16 protein-coding genes are annotated in these 22,688 nt (G+C 45.2%); 4 read left to right on the top strand and 12 right to left on the bottom strand.

Translation table 11 applies throughout. The features are described from left to right. Positions 1-73 precede the first annotated feature (73 nt). From C7H79_RS01720 to glgC, 10 genes are all read right to left on the bottom strand, one after another. Entirely contained in the window at positions 74-391 is a 318-nt protein-coding gene (locus C7H79_RS01720; protein WP_172592320.1) for an HNH endonuclease, read from the bottom strand. A gap of 88 nt (positions 392-479) precedes the next feature. Beyond that, the gene (locus tag C7H79_RS01715) at positions 480-830 is read right to left on the bottom strand and encodes a hypothetical protein (protein WP_106705568.1); all 351 of its coding nucleotides are present in this window, start codon (positions 828-830) and stop codon (positions 480-482) included. Between the two features lie 264 nt (positions 831-1,094). After that, the gene (locus C7H79_RS01705; RefSeq protein WP_106705567.1) at positions 1,095-1,514 is read right to left on the bottom strand and encodes a VOC family protein; all 420 of its coding nucleotides are present in this window, start codon (positions 1,512-1,514) and stop codon (positions 1,095-1,097) included. Positions 1,515-1,596: 82 nt separating this feature from the next. Beyond that, positions 1,597-1,917, bottom strand: coding sequence for a DMT family transporter (locus C7H79_RS01700; RefSeq protein WP_106705566.1), 321 nt, complete (start codon positions 1,915-1,917; stop codon positions 1,597-1,599). Between the two features lie 131 nt (positions 1,918-2,048). After that, positions 2,049-3,848 (bottom strand): c-type cytochrome, encoded by a 1,800-nt coding sequence (locus tag C7H79_RS01695; RefSeq protein WP_106705565.1) that lies wholly within the window; start codon positions 3,846-3,848, stop codon positions 2,049-2,051. Positions 3,849-3,878: 30 nt separating this feature from the next. Further along, positions 3,879-5,354: a glycogen synthase GlgA gene (glgA, locus tag C7H79_RS01690; RefSeq protein ID WP_106705564.1), complete on the bottom strand. Its 1,476-nt coding sequence runs from the start codon at positions 5,352-5,354 to the stop codon at positions 3,879-3,881. 11 nt (positions 5,355-5,365) lie between these two features. Next, positions 5,366-7,000, bottom strand: coding sequence for a glucose-6-phosphate isomerase (pgi, locus tag C7H79_RS01685; RefSeq protein WP_106705563.1), 1,635 nt, complete (start codon positions 6,998-7,000; stop codon positions 5,366-5,368). A 48-nt stretch (positions 7,001-7,048) separates the two neighbouring features. Next, the gene (locus C7H79_RS01680) at positions 7,049-9,055 is read right to left on the bottom strand and encodes an alpha-amylase/4-alpha-glucanotransferase domain-containing protein (RefSeq protein WP_106705562.1); all 2,007 of its coding nucleotides are present in this window, start codon (positions 9,053-9,055) and stop codon (positions 7,049-7,051) included. A 74-nt stretch (positions 9,056-9,129) separates the two neighbouring features. Beyond that, positions 9,130-10,842 (bottom strand): glycoside hydrolase family 57 protein, encoded by a 1,713-nt coding sequence (locus tag C7H79_RS01675; RefSeq protein WP_106705561.1) that lies wholly within the window; start codon positions 10,840-10,842, stop codon positions 9,130-9,132. A 136-nt stretch (positions 10,843-10,978) separates the two neighbouring features. After that, entirely contained in the window at positions 10,979-12,298 is a 1,320-nt protein-coding gene (gene glgC / locus C7H79_RS01670) for a glucose-1-phosphate adenylyltransferase (RefSeq protein ID WP_106705560.1), read from the bottom strand. 148 nt (positions 12,299-12,446) lie between these two features. On the opposite strand from glgC, the gene glgB reads away from it, so the two are divergent. Beyond that, positions 12,447-14,645, top strand: coding sequence for a 1,4-alpha-glucan branching protein GlgB (glgB, locus tag C7H79_RS01665; protein ID WP_106705559.1), 2,199 nt, complete (start codon positions 12,447-12,449; stop codon positions 14,643-14,645). Positions 14,646-14,777: 132 nt separating this feature from the next. Here glgB and C7H79_RS01660 read toward each other — a convergent pair whose 3' ends face one another. Both C7H79_RS01660 and C7H79_RS01655 read right to left on the bottom strand, forming a co-directional pair. Continuing rightward, the gene (locus tag C7H79_RS01660; protein ID WP_106705558.1) at positions 14,778-15,110 is read right to left on the bottom strand and encodes an SMR family transporter; all 333 of its coding nucleotides are present in this window, start codon (positions 15,108-15,110) and stop codon (positions 14,778-14,780) included. 448 nt (positions 15,111-15,558) lie between these two features. Continuing rightward, positions 15,559-16,599, bottom strand: coding sequence for a 2-hydroxyacid dehydrogenase (locus C7H79_RS01655; RefSeq protein WP_242447085.1), 1,041 nt, complete (start codon positions 16,597-16,599; stop codon positions 15,559-15,561). A gap of 432 nt (positions 16,600-17,031) precedes the next feature. On the opposite strand from C7H79_RS01655, the gene C7H79_RS01650 reads away from it, so the two are divergent. From C7H79_RS01650 to C7H79_RS01640, 3 genes are read left to right on the top strand one after another with little or no spacing between them, the layout of a single operon-like run. After that, entirely contained in the window at positions 17,032-18,402 is a 1,371-nt protein-coding gene (locus tag C7H79_RS01650) for an HD-GYP domain-containing protein (protein WP_106705556.1), read from the top strand. Positions 18,403-18,455: 53 nt separating this feature from the next. Then, positions 18,456-19,613: an efflux RND transporter periplasmic adaptor subunit gene (locus tag C7H79_RS01645; protein ID WP_106705555.1), complete on the top strand. Its 1,158-nt coding sequence runs from the start codon at positions 18,456-18,458 to the stop codon at positions 19,611-19,613. Beyond that, a complete protein-coding gene (locus C7H79_RS01640; protein ID WP_106705554.1) occupies positions 19,613-22,681 on the top strand; it encodes an efflux RND transporter permease subunit in 3,069 nt (1,022 codons plus the stop codon). Before C7H79_RS01645 ends, C7H79_RS01640 begins: the two co-directional genes overlap by 1 nt. Positions 22,682-22,688: the final 7 nt, after the last annotated feature.

The raw sequence follows: 22,688 nt of genomic DNA, 5'->3' as shown, positions 1-22,688 counted from the left end.
GCTTTACTAGCGGCCTCACTACGCTTGCGAATTTTGGGCATTGGTGCTGATACAAACTGAATCAGGTGATTTCTTAGGGATATCCCGGTGGTTGTGGAAGAGCTTGTTTGACAATGTCAGCGACCGACTGCGGGGTAATGCTTTTGTTTAGGCAATAGGGCGACGCAATCCAGTCATCCAGCAACCTTGTCCCTTTGCTTGCATTGCAGGAAACGCAACAGAGGGCAATGTTTTCTCTTGTCACGATCCGTGCATCGTTGGTGATATGCTCCCACGAGGCCTTTGATTTTCTGGCACTACCCGAACCGAACTGAATACCGCAATAAACACAGCATATGTCTCTTGCAATCACTTCGTTCTCCAACCAATTTGGAATATTCCACCGGTTCATAATGGGTCAGCATACAAATGTCCTTCGTTTAATGTCTGAACTCACCGGGCTGCACAGCATTTCGCACACTCGAACCTCAATCAGTTGCTCAAAAAACCATCACATGATCAACCAAATACTTTCCGTTTTTATATACCAACACCATCTCTGCAACGTATTCACCCGATACTTTCGTGAACGATTGTTTCCACACAATGGCTGCTGAGTCCGGACGTCTGAATAAGGCAACAGACTTACGATTGGAAAAATATCCTTTTTCGGATTGATACTGCTGACAAATACGTTGAAAATACTCCGGGGTCACGATGGCTTTCATCCGCTCAGTAAAATCCCGGACATGCCTGGCATGATTGATATGGGTTGAAGCATCCATCAAGTTGTCCATGATGGGATTAGCGATATCCCATATTTGCTGATCACTCATTTCTTCGAAGTTCATATTGGTGTCATTTCTGCATGTCTCCGACCACGGATTGCATTTTGTACGTTACATACGAACTACCTGTATCCGGCAGGCAACGATCACGATCTGGCTGGTCCATCAACCGGTCACACTCCTTACATTGCCACGACTGAACATGGTATAAAGTTGCCGGGTTGAGCAACCCGCAAGAGTGATTGCAAATACCCTCGGCACGATTCCAGAAACCAACAAGCGCGGCTGTTGACTGCAGATCAGTTGCTCATTGATTAGAGGTAACCATCAAACCACGACGTTGATCATCCAACTGATACCAAAACGATCGGTAAGCATACCAAAACGCGGCGACCAAAATGCTTTGGCTAACGGCATTTGCACCTGGCCACCATCGGATAGCGCGGTAAAGAAACGCTCCGCTTCATCCTCCGTAGCAACCGAGATCGAAAGTGAAATGCCACTGTATTGCTGACCTTCTTCACATCCATCCGAAGCCATCAGCACGTTGTCGCCGATGCGAAAGCTAGCGTGCATCACTTTATTGTCAAATCCCGGCGGAAGCATGCCTGGGGGCGACGGTTCCGGACTGTCTTTGAAATGCATCAACATGTCAATCTGTGCGCCGAGTGCAGTGCGATAAAATTCCAGTGCTTCTTCGCAGCGCCCGCCAAACATGATGTAGGGTTGAATCAATGCGCCTGACATGTTATCTCCTTGATATTAGAATATTTGTGTCTTGCAACATTCACGATCATCGAGCCATTATTCTCAGCAATGAGTGAGGCTATTAATCCGGTGTTGTGAGTTTGAGGCCAACGATGCCTAAAATAATAATAGCAACGCTGATTAAGCGTGCCGCATTCACAGGTTCGCCAAACAGTACGACTCCGAGAATCACCGTGCCAATCATACCCACGCCTACCCAGATACTATAAGCAGTGCCAACCGGAAGCGATTGTATAGCAATGCCCAGCAACCAAACACTGGCGATGATCGCGAAAATTGCCCCAATCGTGGGCCACAATTGCGTAAAACCTTCCGTATACTTCAATCCGATGGCCCAACCAATCTCAAACAATCCCGCGGCAACAAGAATAACCCAAACCATATACACTCCTTCCGAGTAATGGAACAGTCCCCTGAAAGAATTGGAGCGATGAGGTCGTCCTCTCTGCTTGCTATAAATTATTTTACTCTTTTGTATAACAGCAATCACACACCGACTTATTCAGTATGTGATCACAAAGTCTTCAAATATTCAATAATAGCAAAAGCGCTTTGTTTGTCACCAGACCAATTGAGGCGATAAGTTTTTTCACCTTCCACAATATCCTTATCGTGCCCTTTGTTGCTCAAAGCCGGGATCACGTTGACCTGAAACAAATAGCCCTCGTTTTGATTGACTGTTTGTTCAGAATTCCAGGAAAAACCGAGATATTGGGAATCGTAATCGAGGCGGCTTTTGATAAAGCTGGTGGGGCGTTCTTCCGGAATTAGTAAGTGATAAATAGTCGGTACCGTGCCATTATGCAAATAGGGCGCTTGCGCCCAGATACCGCTTAATGGTCGGGCATTGTAGCCATGATGTTCATTATTGGGCGACATCAGCAAGTCTTTTTTACCCTCAAGAGAAATACCGTCAAACTCGGCACAGGGCTTGACATCTTTACCAGCCAACTGAATGGAAGTATCCGGTGCACAGTTTGCATACAATTGTTTGCGTGCGGCATAATTTAGCAGCGTTCCGACCACATAGGCCCTTTTCATGCTGGTACCGAGATTGTCGTACACTTTACCATTTTTAGGTTGATGGCAATCGGCGCAGTGTTGTGCAAATAGCGCTTGCCCCTTTTTAGCCTGCACGATATCCACATTAAAAGGATAAGGGCTGGCCGGTAAGCCATCGAGCAGTTCTTCGGCAAATGCAGCTACCCGCACATCGGTTTTTTCCAGCCCCAGGGTCAGCATCGCGATCAGGTTGCGGTAGATAGGCATCGGCACATTACCATTCCATTGACCGCCACCATTGATGAGTCTTTTATGACCTTCATCCCAGCCTGTACGGCGCTTATCTTGTTCCCATACTGACATGAAATCGGTAATGCCCGGCTGCGGCGGAAGTGAGACACTGGCAAACCATTTAACAACTGGAATCTTGCGCAGACTGACATAGCCATTGATGGCACTCAACCCCGTCGCATCCGCCATTCCGGGAAAACCAGCCAGCATTTCTGATTCAAGACCTTCGTAGTTCTTGGCGATTAGTGCACCAAAACCTTCGTATTCAGCTTCGGCACGCTGCGCAAACTGCTTGATTGTTTGCACAGCATCTTGTTTGAACAAGGCAATCTGCGCAGCTTCGTAGTCAGCGTCAAAATTTCTATTGCCTGTCTGGAAATTGTTATAAAAATAATGCGGATTGTTTTTCTGAACCGCATCCAATGCATCAAGCAACTTCTGCGTTAACAGTTGGTATTTGTTGTCACTGGTTTCACCCGCGTAGGCTGTTTGTAAGGTCTGATATAACTTGACGCGGAATAACGCAATATTGAAAGTCATATTCACGCCGCCATCGAGATAGTCTATTTGACCGTTTTCAAGTCGTACACGGCCGATGTGGCAGGCGCCACAGGTGAATGATGCATAATCGATATTGCCCTGCGCCTCAGTGCGAGACAAACCGCTAAAGCCAATGCCGCGTGCAATGGGATAGGATTGCTGTCGCTCATCAATAAACAGACCCACCACATCAAGAAAATTTTCTTCACCTCCCCATAATTCCGGTGCAAGCTTGGGCAAGAGTTTCAATGCGATATAAGGAATGCCATCGACTTCGCTAAAAGCAAAATTGCCAAACCAATCGTAAGCGGCTTGATGAGACTGAATATAGTTTGATTTCTCTTGATATCTTCCAGCTTGCGCCTGCTCCCAGTTTTCCGGTACTTCACTCACTGCAGCGGGTGGAAGTGGCGGCTCTAGCGGATGATCAATGCAGGAAAGCAGTAAAATGGCAAATAGAATGCTTAGCGTGATTTTCATAACACTGAATCCTATTAAATTAATCGTGCCTTAGCTTAACAGTAACCGATAAAGTTCTTGATAGGCTATCGCGCTTGCATTCCAGCTGAAATCTTTAGCCATGCCATTTTCCTGCAAGTTTTTCCAGGTCTTTTTATTGTGATAGGCATGCGTTGCACGTTTTATCGTGTCCAGTAAGTTAGCCGCTGTCAATGGGTGGAACACGAAGCCGCTGGCAGTGCGATTTGCAAGTGTAACGGAGGTGCAATCCACAACCGTGTCGAGCAATCCTCCCGTGGCATGAACTACTGGTGGAGTACCATAGCGTTGGCTATACATCTGATTCAATCCGCAGGGCTCGAACCGTGATGGCATCAGAAAGCAATCAAGACCGGCCTCTGTCAGGTGAGACAAGTTTTCGTTAAAACCGATATGCATTGCAATTGACTCAGGGTAGGTTTGTGCCAGCATGAAAAGCAGATGTTCCAGTTCGGCATCGCCACTACCAAGCACAACCAGTTGTGCGGGTATTTTTATTAATTGTGGTGCAATCTGGATCAGCAGATCAATCCCTTTCTGATGGCTCAAACGGCTGATAATGCCAAATAGAGGAATATTCGCGTTAACTGCTAATCCCATTTGTCGTTGCAGCGCAGTTTTATTAGCCACTTTATTCGACAGATTACTGCTACTGTAGTTTTTGACCAAATAACGATCTGTTGCAGGATCCCATTCAGTGGTAGCTATCCCATTGATAATACCGGTGAGATCAGGACGACGAGCGGTCAACAATCCTTGAAAGCCGAAGCCCAGCGGTTCAGTTTGTATCTCTTTGGCATAATTGGGACTGACTGTAGTGACCTGGTCGGCATAGTACAACCCCGCTTTGAGAAAAGAAAAATTACCATAGTATTCTACCCCGTTGATATCCAGACTATCCGATGGCAACCCCAACTGCACCACGCTTCCAGGTGGAAAAATGCCTTGAAATGCCAGATTATGAACGGTCATCATCGTGGCTGCTTTCTCCCCCGCATGAAAATGCAAATAAGCCGGGGTGAGTCCACTTTGCCAGTCATTGCAGTGCACTATGTGCGGACGCCAGGCGATCGGACTGATATCACTGGCCAGTATGGCGCCAATTTTTGACAACAGGCCGAAACGTAATGCGTTATCAGGCCAATTATGGCCAAACGCATCCAAGTAAGGTCCTCCCTCGCGATTATACAACCCGGGGCAGTCGATCACGAACACCGGAATGTTCTCGGTTTTACTCAACGATAATCGCGCCGACAACAATGAAGTGGGTGGAAACTGTGACAATGTGTTGAATTCAGCAACTTTGGATTTATATTTGACCCCAGCGATAACTTGTGGGTAGCCGGGTAGTAACAGCCGCACATCGCTGTGTAACGCACGTAATGCAGCGGGTAATGCTGCGCTGACGTCACCCAGCCCCCCCGTTTTGCATAAAGGGTACACTTCAGGAGTGATAAACAGAACACGAAGTTCTTGAGATCGCGGCATAGGTGATAGTTCTACTGATTTATCTTAAAGTAATTGATTAATCCATTGGTGGATGTATCATGCGCTGTCGCTGAACCCACAGGTTCCAATTCGGTTAGAATTCTTCCGGCAAGCTGCTTGCCCAGCTCCACACCCCATTGATCGAACGGGTTGATATTCCAGATCACGCTTTGCACAAACACTTTATGTTCATACAAGGCAATCAACGAACCCAATGTCTGGGGATCAAGTTTCTTGAATAATATCGATGTAGTCGGACGATTGCCGGGAAAGATCTTGTGCGGCAGCAGTTGCGCCACGGATTCAGCCGACATACCTTGCAGTTCAAGTTCGGCACGTACTTCCTGTTCATTCTTGCCAGCCATCAGTGCTTCTGTTTGAGCAAAAAAATTCGCCAATAACAAATGATGATGGTCACCCATTGGATAATGACTTTGGCAAGGCGCGAGGAAATCGGCCGAAATGGTTTGCGTACCTTGATGCAATAGTTGGTAGAAAGCATGCTGTCCATTGGTTCCAGGCTCACCCCAAACAATTGTTCCGGTGGAATAATCGACTACTTCCCCACCGCGAGTGATGCGCTTGCCATTACTCTCCATCTCCAGTTGCTGCAAATAAGCTGAAAAACGGTGAAGCGATTGATCATACGGCAGCACAGCGTGCGAAGTTGTACCAAAAAAATTGATGTGCCAGATACCTATTAAACCGAGCATGACTGGCAAATTTTTCTCGAATGGTGCAGTAGCGAAATGCTGATCCATAGCTCTCGCACCCGTCAACAGCGAATAAAAATGATCCATCCCAACGGTCAGTGCAATCGGTAATCCAATGGCTGACCATAATGAATAGCGTCCTCCGACCCAATCCCAGAATTCAAACATGTTGTCCGTATCAATGCCAAATTTTTCCACCGCAGAGCGATTGGTTGAGACTGCGACAAAATGGCGAGCGACATCTTTTTCATTGCCGCCTTGGGACAAAAACCATTCCCGCGCGGAATGCGCATTGGTCAGAGTTTCTTGAGTGCTAAACGTTTTCGAAGCAATAACAAAAAGCGTCGTCGCCGGATCAAGCTGATGCAAAACACCTGCTAGTTGTGCGCCGTCAACATTTGAAATAAAGTGTGGCACGATGCCGTTCAGCCAATAAGGTTTGAGTGCTTCGGTCACCATTACTGGCCCCAGATCCGATCCACCGATACCGATATTGACAATATCAGTAAACTTTTTCCCGGTATAACCTCGGCGCTCTCCGGTTTGAATCGCAACCGAGAAACGCTCCATCTGCTTCAACACGCGCTTAACATCCGGCATCACATCCAAACCATCAACCATAATGGGCTGATCACCCCTTAACGCCGTATGCAGCGCCGCACGCTGTTCGGTCGAATTGATTTTTTCTCCCGCAAACATGCGCACAATCCAATCTTTTAGTTTCTGTTGATGTGCCAATGCCAGCAATAAATTAACGGTTTCCTGATTGATCGGCTGCTTGGCGCAATCCATCAGAATAGTGTTGAAATGCAGAGAAAATTTCTCGAAACGTTGCGGATCCTGTTGAAATAATTCGCGCAAATGTTGTTGCGCCATAACGGATTGATGTGCCTGCAAGTCTAGCCAGGCAGATGATTGCGTAAGAGAAGACATAGCGTTTGTTTGAGTTACTGAATATAATGAGTAATAAATGGAATACAACTATCGGGCATTGATCTCCAGTGTAATGATTAATTCCGGAGCTGTTACCGACCATTCCAACACGAGAGTTGTTGCCTGCATAATTTTCTCAAACCCGCTCTCAGATTGCGATACCGAGAAATGCGGGTGGGCACGTAATGCCATCGGATGTGACGTTCTTAACACAACACTACCGCCTAACGTATCATCCTCTAATGTTATTTCAGTCATATCAGTTAATTCAAGCAATTCACCGAAGCCACAAAGAATTTCTCCCTGATACTTATAACGTCCTCCCGTGCCATCACAACTTGGCATGGCAAAATTGATTTCGGTACTGAATCCATGTTCCAGCTTGGCGGTAAAATGATAATTGACCTGCAACCGACTTTGATCCAGCATGATTTGTTTATGAATCGGATAGGCAGTATTTTCAGATTGAAAATGGTTATTCTCCAGTGCTGAGGCTACTGATCGGTAAACAATAAATATGCCGTTCAAGCGATCAACAAACAAGCTGCGAGGATGATCATCGGCAACAATGTCTTCGGCATTGATCTCATGTTTATAACTGATTCTGTCGTGCGCCGAAGCAATGCCGCTCCTAGCATTGCTGCTTGAATCAAGCTGTCCTGGTTGAATTTTCTGATGATAGTGTTCGACTTGATTGCGCAAGGTATCGCCAAAATTATGGCGCAACAGATAGGCATCCAACTCGCAAATGCTGGCAAAACCGTCTAATTTCAGCACTGCCTGCAGCACGCCATTTTGCAGGTACGCTTCTTCCACGCCATCCAGGTCAGTATCTTCGGTAAAATACGAAGGACGCGGAGCACAGGTGTCGAGCAATGCTTCCAGTTCAACAATGCCATTGTATACTGCACGCCGTAGATGCGGGAGATACAATCCCCCAAATAAGCCATGCCAATAAGCATCGTTGGCTTGAGATTCGTAAAGTTTCTGCTGCATCTGGCTGGTACGTTGTGGCGCCGGTAATTCAACCAGTCGTGCAGAAAGCCCCAACATGCGCTTATGCATCCAATTGGATTCTGGATAGCGAGAAAAAAAGTTCTTCCAAATGCCGCCACGTATAAAAGCTTTCTTGTATTCATACCAGCCACTTTCCTTGGCCTGCTGCAAAAGCTCTGCGTAAATACTGGCAGAATGCGCAGGTAACGTCCACTGATTCATTTCTATGTAAGATACGGTGGGCAGATAAACGATGCCACGGGTTTTTTCACTGGCATGATATTCGCTGTAATGCTGGGTACAGATCTTACCTGAAGCCAGCACACTCTGGATAAAATGCTCAAGCCAGCCTTTCTCATATACCCAATGATAGGTTTCCGGCCAGATACCAAATTTCTCGATATCATCAAAATAAATCGCCGCAGCGCTGGTATTTGGCAAACGTTGATCCGCCAATGATTCCAGATAAGCGATGGTTTCTTCAACGGGCGAAAAAGGAATTTTATAGCGCAAGGATTCAGAAATTGGGAATAAATCGAGTTTATGAGCATCTTCCTCGGTAGTGAAATAACCATTTAATTCTTCTGGTGTTTTACCGGCACACAGAAAATGGTAATCATCAACAGTGACATAGCGAATCCCACAATTTACCAACGCCGGAACAACCGTGGATTCCCAAACACGCTCAGTCAGCCATGCACCTTGCGGACGTTGACCAAACTTTTCTGCCAGTTTATTAGAAAATATATCAATTTGCCCAATGCGGTCCCGGTTCGGAATGACCGCCAATACCGGCTCGGTATCACCTGCGCCAAACAACTCCACTTGCCGACGCGCAACCATTTTATGCAGCAATGCCATATCATCAGGAAAATGTTGCAGCAGATAATCGAGCAACCAACCTGAAAAATGAAAGGAAAAGCGAAAATTCGGATAGCGATAAAGTACTTGCAGAAAAGGCTTGTAACAGCGCTGATGTGCTTCCCTCAATACATCGGGAAAATTACCAACGGGTTGATGAGCATGAACACCCAAAAGTAGCGAAACACGTTGTGACATTCAATGACTCCGGTATCGTTAAGAACCAAGGCAACCCAGATTCCCTTTTCAATCCTGAAAAAATGTGATTTGCATTAATCAGTGCTTGAGGAGGATCTCTGCATCGCTCCGCTTGTTTCAGTGTATTCACTACCTTTGCTAACAGGCTCGAGAACTGTTGGGGGTATCGGCAGTTTAAGCAAATGATAAAGGTTCATCAGATTTTTCCTGAACAACTGATCGAAGCTGGCTACCGAATGTGCCGGATTGTAATCACCGAACCACCAAAACCAATCCGAGCTTTCACAAGATGCCAATTGTCGACTGGCTTGTATTTTTTCTTCTTCAGACAATCGGTCACCTTGCACCACCAGATCATAACTAAGTTTGACTGCACAGAGCATATCCCATGCGCAATTTTTTTCCTTGTCCCCAATCCAAGTTGAGAATGTTCCATACACCCAGCTGCCAGCCGACAGCGCAGGCAATGTTTCAATAGTATTGATCTCAACATGTGCAAGATAATCTCGATAAGTCGTGGTATGGATATATGGATGATCATCAAGCAGTTGATATAAATCATCAAGAAAATAAAAACCATTATACGGGTATGATTCCCAGGCATTTTCTCCATCGAGTATAATACTGACGACCGGATTTTCCTCAGTAGATGTATTGTGATAGATATGTTCCAAAGATTGTATAAAATTTTCTGCGGCGTCACGACCAAACCACTTGGAGTATTCAAAACCGATCAAGTCGGATAATTGATCATCGCGAAAAAAACAGATAATGTCTTTTGCTTCTCCAGCAATCCGGTAGGGATGATATAAATAGTGATTGCGATCTGAGAGGGTCGTATCAGGATCTGCTGAACGTAAACTATTGACCAGCACACCTTCCCCGCTTGCACTCCACTGACAATCTTGTTCCGCCAGAATTTTTATTAATGCAGTTGATAAACTTCCTTCAGCAGGCCAAACGCCGGCAGGTTTTTCATTAAAACGCTGGACATGGCTGGAAATTGCGGACGACAAGTGAAATGCCACACGATTACGTCCACCTGGATAAATATTGTGCTCGGGCAAGCTAATATCGGGCTGACTGTCTCGCGCAGAAGTAAAATCAATCAGTAACGGCGCGAGTGGATGATAATGAGGGGTGGTGGATAATTCAATCTGACCTGATTCAGCAAGCTTTCGATAGCGCGGAATCAGATCCTGAATTAATTCACCGATTAAAGTAAAGAGCTGCAGTCGATCTTCAAAATTAAACTCTTGGTTTTTAGCCATCAATTTCATTACAAACTCGTTGTTTCTTCGTACACTTTCCCCCATCCATGCCAAATGATACCAAACCAATAAATCAGCCATATATTGCCCGGAAAGATACTTTAATTCACGCTCGCTTACTTTGTTGAAGACTTGGTAGAGTTCGTGCAAGCGTTTATAAGCTGGATATGGTCGCAACATATTCTCATGATTACTGAGAAAACAGCTGTCAATAATATACAGGCGATCCTGCATCGTGATATTTTCGAGCTCGGGTGTTGCCAATAGACGCAATAAAGGGCAGCGTATTTGCTTGGTGGAAAATTGTTCAGTGAAATCATCTAGCTGATCCAGCAGTACCGGCACAAAATTGACAATCGCTTTGGTCTTTGGGTGCATCTCCAAGTGGTACGCCATATCGGTATAATCCTTAATGGCATGCAGATACACCCATGGCAGCACAAATTCATTAGTGACATAATCTCGGTAGTCCGGTTGATGCATATGCCACAACAAGACAAGATTTATTTGCTTCATAAAAAAACAATCTTTGTTAAGTTAATAGTTATAGGAGCTTTCTGAGCCAGTTAAGTTTCTGGCATGAACTGATCATCAACCAGCACCACACCCTGTTTCGCTAAGCATTAATTTGAAACGGTAACTCAATCATTCATTAACATATCTTATGTATATCCCGCCCTAGCATTTCTGATGTAATTAATGTAATGCCTTTCTCGGTAACGTAGAATCGCTTGCGATCCTCCTCAGGATCAATCCCAACGGTTAATCCTTCAGGAATCACGCATTGCTTTTCAACCACCACACGTTGCAGATGCGCATGCCGACCAATTTCCACATTGGGAAGTATGACCGAATCCTCCACATAGCTGTAACTATTGACTTTTACGTTGGAAAACAACAAAGAGCGACGAACAGTTGCGCCACTAATAATACAACCACCTGATACGGATGAATCTAATGCCTGACCACGACGATCGTCGTCATCAAAAACAAATTTTGCCGGAGGCAGTTGCTCCTGGTGTGTCCAGATTGGCCAATCATCATCGTACAGATTGAGCTGTGGTGTAACGGAAATCAAATCGACATTGGCTTCCCAGTATGCATCCACCGTTCCAACATCACGCCAATACGGTATCCCAGATGACATATTAACGCAGCTGTTCATGAACCGATGAGCAAAGACGCGATAACGAGGCACCAAATATGGAATCAAATCCTTACCAAAATCATGGGATGAATCATGATCCTGGTGATCACGAATTAATTGTTTATAAAGAAAATCGGCATTAAATACATAAATACCCATACTTACCAGTGCTTTCCCCGCTTGACCGGGCATCGGCACTGGATGGGCCGGTTTTTCAGCGAAACTGGTTACCTGGCGTTGATCATTGACGCCCAGAACGCCGAAAGCACTTGCTTCTTGCAATGGAATCTCGAGACAAGACACCGTCATATCCGCGCATTTTTCGATATGTTCAGCCAGCAGCTTACTGTAATCCATTTTATAAATGTGATCCCCACCCAGAATCAATACATATTTCGCATTATGGCGCAGCAATATATCGATATTCTGAAATACTGCATCCGCTGTGCCTTGGTACCAGGTTTCTTCGACAGTTCGCTGTTGCGCAGGAAGCAATTCGACAAACTCCTTAAAACGCCCATCGAGAAAACTCCAGCCATGTTGAATATGGCGAATTAAACTTTGTGCTTTATACTGTGTCACGACGCCAATACGTCGAAAACCTGAATTGACACAATTGGACAGAGGGAAATCAACGATGCGGAATTTCCCACCAAAAGGAACGGCGGGTTTCGCACGCCAGTCTGTCATTTGATGTAAACGACTACCTCGCCCACCGGCTAATATTAAAGCGAGCGTTTCATGAGAGATATTGTTATGAAAGCGGCTACTTGTTTTGTACTCCGCCTGGGATTCATTTGCATGTTTAGGTTCAATTTTATCCATTGGCAATTTGTGACCCTTTTGCGTTTTTGCGCTTATCTTATCTTATTTATGACACTTTCTCACAGATTGCTTCAGGTTTAATTGCCTTTTGTCAAAGTTAAGACAGGTTATAATCCAAGACTAATCAGCTAATCTCTTATTAAAGGTGATGACCACGAGCAAGAATAATTTTCTGTCAAATGCACTGCTCAACGCACAACTCCATGATCCCTATGCGTATTTAGGATTACATAGGGATCATGATCAAATTGTGGTGCGTGTATTTCGTGCTTTTGATGCGCAGGTATGGATCAAAACATCGATCGGCTTTGAGCCAATGCAACGCATTCATCCCGAAGGAATTTTCGAATGGCGGGGCAAATTGATGCCAGCCATGCCATACCGACTGCGCATTGAAGAAAAAAACACGCGGCATACCGTCTATGAAGCATATGATCCCTATGCTTTTGCGCCGCAAATTTCTGATCACGACTTGTATTTATTCAATCAAGGCAAATTGTGGCAGGCCTATCGCATGCTTGGAGTTCAGCCGACCAGGAATTCCGATGTTGATGGCATGCGCTTCGCGGTATGGGCTCCGAATGCCGAGCGCGTCAGCGTAGTAGGAGATTTTAATCGCTGGGATGGCAGAATACACCCAATGAAGGCGCATCACGCCAGCGGTGTATGGGAATTATTTATTCCGGAATTACCACCCGGCATTCATTATAAATTTGAAATTCGCAATTGCAATAGTGGTGAAATTCTCGTCAAAACAGATCCCTACGCCAAACAATATGAATTACGTCCCAATACCGCAGCACTAATACCCACAGAAGACTCCTATAATTGGCAGGATACCACGTGGATGGCTCGTAGAAAGGTTTGGGACTGGATGCATGCAGCGCTGAATATTTTTGAGATTCACGCCGGCTCTTGGAAGCGGCATCCAGACGGACGTTTTTATAGTTACCGAGAATTAGCAACCCATCTTTTGCCTTACGTGCAGGAAATGGGTTATACCCATATCGAACTGATGCCTGTCTCGGAGCATCCGCTGGATGAATCCTGGGGCTACCAGACAACGGGATATTTTGCTGTTACCAGCCGTTATGGCTCACCGGATGATTTCCGATTTTTCGTAGATACCTGCCATCAAGCGGGAATCGGTGTAATCCTGGATTGGGTACCCGCACATTTTCCTCAGGATACTTTCGCGCTGGCGCGTTTTGATGGCACTGCTCTGTATGAACACGAGGATCCTCGCCTTGGTTTTCATCAGGATTGGGGCACATATATCTTCAACTTTGGTCGCAATGAAGTAAAGTCCTTCCTTTTATCCAGCGCTCATTATTGGTTATCCGAATTTCATTTAGATGGATTGCGTGTCGATGCGGTGGCTTCGATGCTCTATCTCGACTACTCACGCAAGAATGGCGAATGGTTGCCCAACAAATATGGCGGACGAGAAAATCTAGAAGCGATTGATTTTCTTCGCGAACTGAATATCATGGTGCACGGAGAATTTCCTGGCGCACTGACACTGGCGGAAGAATCCACTGCTTGGCCGGGTGTATCGCACCCTACTTATGTCGGCGGTTTAGGTTTTTCGATGAAATGGAACATGGGCTGGATGCACGATACGCTATCTTACATGCAGCAAAATCCGATCTACCGTCGCTATCATCACGAACAGCTGACTTTCAGCCAGCTCTATGCGTATACCGAAAATTTTGTGTTACCGTTTTCGCATGATGAAGTGGTACACGGCAAAGGCTCACTGTGGAACAAAATGTCCGGAGATGCCTGGCAAAAATTTGCAAATTTGCGATTGTTATTGTTATACCAAATGACTTGTCCAGGCAAAAAACTCAATTTCATGGGCAATGAATTCGCCCAGCAACACGAATGGCGCGTTAAGCACGAACTCGACTGGTATCTACTGGAGCAACCTTTACATGCCGGTGTGCAAACTGCTGTCCGGGACTTGAATCATTGTTATCAAAATATTCCGGCTCTACATCAACTTGATTTTGCTGCTGAAGGTTTTCACTGGATCGACTGCCAGGATGTTGAGCAATCGATAATCAGCTACCTACGACGTGCCAAGGACGGATCATTTGTACTGGTCATTCTCAATTTCACTCCTGTACCCCGCATCGGTTATCGCATCGGTGTCCCAACTGCCGGAATTTATCGAGAAATCTTTAATAGCGATTCAACTTATTACGGTGGCAGTAATGTCGGCAATTTAGGCAATATTACCAGCATGCCAATACCCTGGATGGGATTCTCCGATTCGTTGGAAATTACGTTGCCGCCGTTGGCAGGAGTTATTTTCTCGTGGCAGGAGTTCCCTGTCGATTAAGTAAACCATGGATAAGTTACATCTGTCATTCCGAACGTAGTGAAGAATGTTTAGCAAAAACAGCATAAATTTCTCGCCGCACACGAAATGACAGTTATTCAGAGACTCCCCAAGATCTTTGATTAAACAGGTTCAGAGCGAAACAGTCCGAGAAAACATGTTGATTACCACAATTCCCGCAACGATTAGAATCAAACCAATCACAGCAGGGATATCCAGCGACTGCCCGAAAAAAATCCACCCGCTCAGCGCAATCAACACCAATCCGACACCGGACCAAATGGCATAAGCTACTCCGACTGGAATAGTTTTGAGCGTCAGCGAGAGCAAATAAAAAGCCAACAGATAACCCACAACCACTACTACCGATGGCCACAAGCGGGTAAATCCTTCAGACGTCTTAAGAAATGAAGTTGCAATCACTTCACTGAGAATCGCGATTGAGAGAAAAATCCAGTGCTGCATTCTAATAACTCCAGTGTGTGCGCTACTTGGTAGCGGATACATGCATTAATTTGAAATGGCGAACAGAGTACTACATATCGGATAGAGAGCAATCGATAGCTGACAATTATTTCAACTTCTTTTATTCTGAAAATCTGCAATCACAGTGGAGTGACGAGCTTTTCAAGACAATCTACCGCTTAACCTGATCAATTATGCAACTGCGACTTGCTTATCGCGACATCTATACACATTCCTAATTCTTCTTGCTTTTATAGAAAACATGCAGTGTGTGATTTATCCATTTTCCCTGGTAGCCAGTATTTCACAGCAACACCAGAAGGTTCTATATGTAACTCAATGAATTGAACAGGATAATTAAAAATCGCTACCGGCAATTTGAGTCCGTGGAGAGATTCCATTGTAAGATTGCCAGGAACATCATGATTCGTATTCTCGTGATCTTTCGCTATTTAGTCTTGCTAGCTGCACTAGTTATCTGATTAAAAGGTTTATGCTGGAAAAAATTCTCGATATTGTCTGCCAGTTGATCCAGCAACCGCTGCCTGGATTCCCGACTGGCCCAGGCGACATGCGGCGTAACAATCAGGTTGTCTGGTCGCTGTCGCAGTATCAGATTATCCATGCTTGGTGGTTCTTCCTGGATTACATCGATCGCAGCACCGGCAATCTGACCCTGAGATAAGCTCTGCAATAAATCGGTTTCATTGATCAGGCCTCCGCGGGAAGTATTGATCAAATAAGCTGAAGGTTTCATCAATTCAAGCTCCATGCCGCTGATCAGGTGTTGTGTTTCTCGCGACAATGGACAATGCAGCGTAATAAAATCCGACTGCTGTAACACTTCATCAAACGCGGCTCTACCGGGGCGTGGCGGCTTGCCCTTATGCTCAGCAATCAACACCTGCATGCCGAATGCTTGTGCCACGTTCGCCACCGCATGACCCAAATCACCATAACCGATGATTCCCAGCGTTTTCCCGGATAACTCCTGTATATCGAAATCTAGCGGGCAGAAAAACCTGCTGGCCTGCCAGCCGCCGCGTTTCACCAGTGCATGATAATCCACAAAATGGCGTGCCAGATTCAACATTAGCATAAACACGTGCTGCACTACCGAAGACGTGGCATAACCGCGCACGTTGCACACCGGAATATTGCATTCATCGGCGGCTGCGAGATCGACATTATTATACCCGGTCGCTGCCACGCAAATGAGCTTCAGATGTTTGGCCCCAGCAATTGCCGGATGGTCGATAAATACCTTGTTGCTGACGATCACCTCAGCCTCGCGGATTCTTTCCAGCACCTCCGACTCGGAGGAATCATGATAGTACTGCCACGGCGAAATCGCCTGCTCTAACGCAACGCAACTCATATCACCGCGGGTTACGGAACCAAAATCCAGAAAAACAGCGCGCATCTCAATACTCCAGTTATGATAGAAAATCATACCACAAGCGATACTTGGACGGTCTCTGCGAATCATAATAGGTATGTCCAAACCGGAAAACGCATAGCTCCGATCGGAGTGTCATCAAAGGCCGCGCGTTGGAAGCAGTGCGCGGCAAGAAGTACCCTTCTAAGATAAAGTGCTTTGCACTTTCTTATTTGAGCATTATCAATCTATTAGAATCCTGCCACGTGCCATTTAATAGCTTTCATTTCGAGCACAGCGATAAGTTTATATTGCTGATTCACTAAAAATCCCACTACGTGTTCGAAGTAAAAACGAAGTATTCAGATGGTTCTTAAACTACAGTCGGTTAGCAGTTTCAAGGAAGCGATCTCGCTGCAAACTTTACAAAATATTTGGTAGTGTACTTTTAACACGCGACTTGATACATTATTTATCTGCCTCAGATATCGGGTAAGATATCGATGTGCTATGACAGCAGATTTCAAGCAAGGAAATCCGAATATGACTGAATCAAAATCCAGCACTTTGAATGATATTGATATCAAGGTTGATTCACAGGAAGCACTTGCCATCAGCCAGTTTGTTCATCGGAAAATCCTGCTTCGCCTGTTTCTGGGATGGTTATTACTCAGCTTCACGATTGGAGGTATCGTCCTATGGCTTGAAATTTCGCGCTTCCAGCAATTTGTTCATGAGCTTGCATCCAAGGAATCTGCGGCACTCAGCAATGAATTTCCCTATGACCTGGAGCAACTGGATGCTTCGACTTATCAGCACTTAACCCATCTGGCACAACAATTGGTTAAGCACAATTTCCTCGTGGTTGAGCTCTATGATGTCAATAAACAACTAAGAGTCGAGGCAATCCGTCAGGGACAAGAAACGACCGAGCAATGGATCAACAGCCATCGCCACAATTTCCCTCAGCATGGCGATTTTTTCCAAGAATTTCACTTAACTCAAGGTAAATTGCTGCTACTCATACTGATTCCAATTAAAGGGCCTCAGCATACGTTAATCGGTTACTTCGAAGGCATTTATCAGGTCGATCAAAAGACCCAGGATGCGATCAAGAATGAACTGCTTCACACACTGTTACTGATCACTATTGGCATCACATTTACCACTCTCCTGATGTATCCTATTGTGCTGACGCTCAATCGTGAATTGACCAAACTGTCTACCGATCTTTTAACAGGAAATCTGGAGTTGATGAATGTGATGGGTTGCGCCATTGCAGAACGCGACTCCGATACCAACAGCCATAATTACCGCGTTACATTTTATTCGCTCCGACTGGGAGAGATGCTCGGACTTCGTCAGGAAAACATTCTTAATCTGATCACAGGAGCTTTCCTGCACGATGTCGGCAAGATCGGAATCCGCGACCCCATTTTGCTAAAACCAGGAAAATTGACCCCACAGGAATTTGAGATTATGAAAACGCATGTCACGCTGGGTGTGGATATATTAAAACAATCCAGCTGGCTCAAAGGCGCATGCGATGTCGCTCATTTTCATCACGAGAAATACGATGGCAGCGGCTATCCAGAGGGGCTCAAGGGCGAAAAAATTCCCTTGAATGCACGAATATTCGCCATTGCCGATGTATTCGATGCACTGACCTCCAAACGTCCGTATAAGGAATCATGGACTGTGCATGACGCGCTTGCCGAACTTGAACGAGATAGTGGCAGTCATTTCGATCCACAGTTGCTACGTAATTTTGTGTCGATCGCACCGGCACTTTATCAGGAGGTAACTTGCCTGGAGGAAAGCCAGATGATTGCCATGGTAAAACGTTGCATTGCACGCTATTTCCTGACAATGGCAATCAAAACTGACACCAAGCCTAAGGTTCAAATACTTTGAGTAAGAATTTATTTGATTGTTATCGGGTAAAAATCAAAATCCTGAGTGCGATCATGGAAAATCACATCTATTACATCCGATTCGGTACAGGACTATCCAGTTTGTTACTGATGCTAATAGCTTGCCAGCCACAAACCGGCCAGATGGTTGAGCAACTCACCACTCAACCATCAAATGAGGTGATACTCAACCCCGGGTCACAGGCGCATACCTACATAAAAGAGTCTGTGGTGAAATTGTTTCAACGACCCATCATGGCTCCGGTAACCGGAAAAATTGTCTATGATGAAACTCGTACCAGTCGTGTTACTTCGCCCATTTCCGGCCGTGTAGCCGGAAACATTGCTGAACTCGGCATTTATGTGCACAAGAATGATGCGTTGGCAGAGTTGGATAGCCCGGAACTTGGGCAAGCACAATCCACTTATGCAAACGCTCTATCCGAATTAAATTTGGCGACCAGAATTTATCAAAGAAAAAAGAAACTTTATGAATACGATAGCGTTCCACTTAAGGATGTGGAACAAGCCGAAGCTGATTTAGACCGTATCCGCAATGAAACAGAACGGGCACGTCTAAAATTGGCCAATCTCGGTATACACAGCATGCACCTGGACGATCGCTTTGTACTGCGTGCCCCACTTTCCGGAACTATCACCGAACGTAATATTAACCCTGGCATGGAAATCAGATCAGACCTGGACACCCCTTTGTTTGTTATTTCTGATTTGAAACAACTGTGGGTTCAAATGGATATTTTTGAAAAGGATATCGGTTCAATTCATGTCGGAGCACAAGTATTGCTCCGGGTTCCAGCCTATCCCGATGAAAATCATACTGCAACTGTCAGCTACATTAGCCAAATAGTTGATGAATCTTCACGTACTGTCAAAGTACGTTGTATTGTGCCTAATCCGGAAAATAAATTATTACCGGCTATGTTTGCTTCTATTGAAGTACAAAGCAACCCGAAAGACCTGGCTGTTGTCGTACCATTGACCGCATTATTTACCGAAGGTCAATCGGCTTGGGTATACGTTAACATGGGTGATTATCATTATCAGAAACGTTGGGTCAAGACCGGATTACGCCTCAAGGATCGCGCAGTCGTTCTTGAAGGACTTAATGTGGGTGAGCAATTGGTAATTGATGGCGCGTTGCTATTGCATGCTGAGCAAAATGCGCAACTACAAAGTAAAAGAAGATTGTAATGATTAATCACATCATTGCGTTCAGCCTGCAGCAGCGCTTGCTTGTTATTGGTGCATCATTAGTACTGGTCATTGCTGGCCTCATATCGTTTGGACGCTTACCCGTACAAGCCTTTCCTGATGTACAGAACATCTTCGTGCAAGTAGTGACTCAGTACCCCGGTCAGGCTCCGGAAGAGGTGGAAAAACTCATAACGCAACCGATCGAAAAAGAAATGAACGGATTGCCGCATCTGATAAACATGCGTTCTGTATCCATTTTTGGATTATCGGTTGTCACTTTAACTTTTGATGATGACGCAGAAGATTACTTTTCACGTCAACAAGTGCTGGAACGGCTGAAAACTGTCAAGTTACCTCAGTCAGCAAACTCGGTACTCGCGCCTTTAACAACGGGTGTAGGAGAAATTTATCGATATCGTATCGAAGCACCCGATCTTCCTTTAAAAGAACAACGAGCACTACAGGATTGGTTGATCGAACGAACCCTCCGTTCTGTTCAGGGAGTCGCCGATGTCGTAGCATTCGGAGGAGGTGTCAAGGAGTATCAGGTACTGGTCGACGGCTATAAGCTCAGAGATTACAAACTAACATTAACCGAAATTTATCAAGCCATCAACGCAAACAATGCCAATACCGGCGGTGGCTATATCGAGTATGGCGATGAAGCATTGGTAATACGAGGGACTGGTTTGTTAGAGTCTGCTGAAGAAATTGGCAATATTATCGTCTCTAGCCAAAATGACGTTCCCATTTTTGTAAAAAGTGTTGCCGATATCGTTATAGGGACGCAACCGCGTATTGGGATTGTGGGATATAACGAGCTTGATGATATTGTTCAAGGCATAGTTTTACTGATCAAAGGAAGGAACGCTATCGATGTTATCAATGGCGTAAAACAAAAAATTGAATATCTGAATAACCATGGCTTGCCTCCTGGCGTCAAAATCATACCTATTTACGATCGTACTGAATTGGTACAACACACAATTCATACCGTTGAACACAATATGCTGGAAGGCACAGTATTAATTTTTTTAATTCTACTTATTTTTCTTCGTCGAATATGGGTTGCTTTGGTTGTAATTGCAGTGATACCACTGTCATTATTGTTCGCTTTTATCTTGATCAATCTTGCGCATGTTTCAGCCAATCTGATTTCTCTGGGTGCTATCGACTTTGGCATTATCGTAGATAGCGCAGTAGTATTGACCGAAGCCATTCTAGTTAAAATGACCCTGGAGATGCAGCAACAGGAAAATGAATCGCATATGCGACAATCCATGCTCATGACGGCAACGGAAATGGCTCGCCCCATATTGTTTTCCAAAGCCATTCTTATCATGGCTTTTTTGCCTATTTTTACTTTTCAGCGGGTCGAAGAAAAGATCTTTTCTCCAATGGCCATGACACTTAGTTTTGCTTTAATAGGTTCGCTCATTATCAGTTTAACCTTAGTGCCTGTGCTATTAAGCTACTTGCTTGGACCCAGACTCACTGAATCACACAATCCGCTGGTGCAAAATATGGAGCGGTATTACCGGATATTTTTGGAAGCTGTTTTACGCCATCCCCGCAGGTTATTTATTGGCTCTGGCCTTACACTGGTCTTAACCCTTTCTGCTACACCCTGGATTGGCACCGAATTTATGCCCAAGTTGGATGAGGGTAATATCTGGTTGACGATTACCTTACCAACACCAATCTCGCTGAGTAAAGCAAAAGCATTGGAGGTAGACATTCGTGCCAGTTTACGTGAATTTAGCGAAGTCAAATCGATCCTGACTCACGTAGGACGCCCGGAGGACGGCACCGACCCAAAAGGATTCAATAACTTGGAGATTCTCATCGACCTCAAGCCCAAGGAAATTTGGCGTTTTAGCACTAAAGACGAATTGATCATGGCAATTCAAAAACGCCTAGAAGTATTCCCCGGATTACAACTTAATTTTTCACAGGTAATTCAAGATAATGTAGAAGAAGCCATTTCTGGAGTTAAAGGCGAGATTGCAATTAAGATTTTCGGTGAGGAATTGAGTATTCTCCAGGAAAAAGCTGATCAAATCACGGGTATTTTACGTTCCATCGAAGGTGCTACAGATATTGCTGCTGAACAACAATCGGGATTGGCTCAAATGGTCATTGCCATTGATCGCGCCAAGATCGCCCGTTATGGCATTAATGTGACCGATGTGGAAGATGTGATTTCACTGGCAATAGGCGGCAAAGCCGCAACTCAAATGCTGGAAGGAGAACGTCGTTTTGATATTATTGTACGCTTGGCTGAGTCGATGCGAAATTCAGTCGTTGCGATTGAGAACCTGACTGTACTTTCCCCTAGCGGCAGTCGCATTCCTTTAGCTGAATTAGCGCATATCAGAATTAATCAGGGTGCCGCTCGCATTAGCCGTGAGGATAATGTGCGTCGCATTGCGATTAAGTGCAATCTGATCGGACGCGATCAAGGCAGTTTTGTAGCTGAGGCCCAGCAAAAAATTGCTCAGCAGGTTGCACTACAGCCAGGCTATCATATTGTATGGAGCGGTCAATTCGAGAATCAGCAACGTGCCATGAAGCGGCTCTCATTCATTGTTCCAATCAGTTTAATTTTAATTTTTGTACTTTTATTTTGGACCTTCAACTCGATCAAGAATGCCGCATTGATTGTAATGAATGTCCCCTTTGCATTGATTGGCGGTGTCATCGCCTTATTGCTGACCGGCGTTCACTTAAGTGTCTCCGCAGCAGTAGGGTTTATTGCGCTGTTTGGCATAGCCGTTCAAAACGGCGTGATACTGTTATCCCGAATCAATTTACTAAGACGCGAAGGTGCGCCCATACGCGAAGCAATACTGCAAGGCTCGGTGAGCCGACTGCGTCCAGTCGTAATGACTGCGCTGATGGCAATGTTGGGATTGTTGCCTGCCGCACTTTCAACCAGTATCGGGTCTGAAACTGTCAAACCTTTTGCTGTGGTTATTATCGGCGGACTTATCTCGGCCACACTGCTTACACTGACCATGCTCCCTGCGCTTTATCGTAATTTTGAAGAACTATACGAAACGTGAGGTAAAA

The organism is Nitrosomonas supralitoralis, assembly GCF_003011925.2.
GTDB lineage: Bacteria > Pseudomonadota > Gammaproteobacteria > Burkholderiales > Nitrosomonadaceae > Nitrosomonas > Nitrosomonas supralitoralis.
This window is presented reverse-complemented; position numbering and strand designations above follow the sequence as displayed.

Excerpts from the sequence above, each read along its gene's own strand:
- C7H79_RS01720 (WP_172592320.1), bottom strand. The coding sequence starts at position 391 with ATGAACCGGTGGAATATTCCAAATTGGTTGGAGAACGAAGTGATTGCA.
- C7H79_RS01715 (WP_106705568.1), bottom strand. The coding sequence starts at position 830 with ATGAACTTCGAAGAAATGAGTGATCAGCAAATATGGGATATCGCTAAT.
- C7H79_RS01705 (WP_106705567.1), bottom strand. The coding sequence starts at position 1,514 with ATGTCAGGCGCATTGATTCAACCCTACATCATGTTTGGCGGGCGCTGC.
- C7H79_RS01700 (WP_106705566.1), bottom strand. The coding sequence starts at position 1,917 with ATGGTTTGGGTTATTCTTGTTGCCGCGGGATTGTTTGAGATTGGTTGG.
- C7H79_RS01695 (WP_106705565.1), bottom strand. The coding sequence starts at position 3,848 with ATGAAAATCACGCTAAGCATTCTATTTGCCATTTTACTGCTTTCCTGC.
- glgA (WP_106705564.1), bottom strand. The coding sequence starts at position 5,354 with ATGCCGCGATCTCAAGAACTTCGTGTTCTGTTTATCACTCCTGAAGTG.
- pgi (WP_106705563.1), bottom strand. The coding sequence starts at position 7,000 with ATGTCTTCTCTTACGCAATCATCTGCCTGGCTAGACTTGCAGGCACAT.
- C7H79_RS01680 (WP_106705562.1), bottom strand. The coding sequence starts at position 9,055 with ATGTCACAACGTGTTTCGCTACTTTTGGGTGTTCATGCTCATCAACCC.
- C7H79_RS01675 (WP_106705561.1), bottom strand. The coding sequence starts at position 10,842 with ATGAAGCAAATAAATCTTGTCTTGTTGTGGCATATGCATCAACCGGAC.
- glgC (WP_106705560.1), bottom strand. The coding sequence starts at position 12,298 with ATGGATAAAATTGAACCTAAACATGCAAATGAATCCCAGGCGGAGTAC.
- glgB (WP_106705559.1), top strand. The coding sequence starts at position 12,447 with ATGACCACGAGCAAGAATAATTTTCTGTCAAATGCACTGCTCAACGCA.
- C7H79_RS01660 (WP_106705558.1), bottom strand. The coding sequence starts at position 15,110 with ATGCAGCACTGGATTTTTCTCTCAATCGCGATTCTCAGTGAAGTGATT.
- C7H79_RS01655 (WP_242447085.1), bottom strand. The coding sequence starts at position 16,599 with ATGATTCGCAGAGACCGTCCAAGTATCGCTTGTGGTATGATTTTCTAT.
- C7H79_RS01650 (WP_106705556.1), top strand. The coding sequence starts at position 17,032 with ATGACTGAATCAAAATCCAGCACTTTGAATGATATTGATATCAAGGTT.
- C7H79_RS01645 (WP_106705555.1), top strand. The coding sequence starts at position 18,456 with ATGGAAAATCACATCTATTACATCCGATTCGGTACAGGACTATCCAGT.
- C7H79_RS01640 (WP_106705554.1), top strand. The coding sequence starts at position 19,613 with ATGATTAATCACATCATTGCGTTCAGCCTGCAGCAGCGCTTGCTTGTT.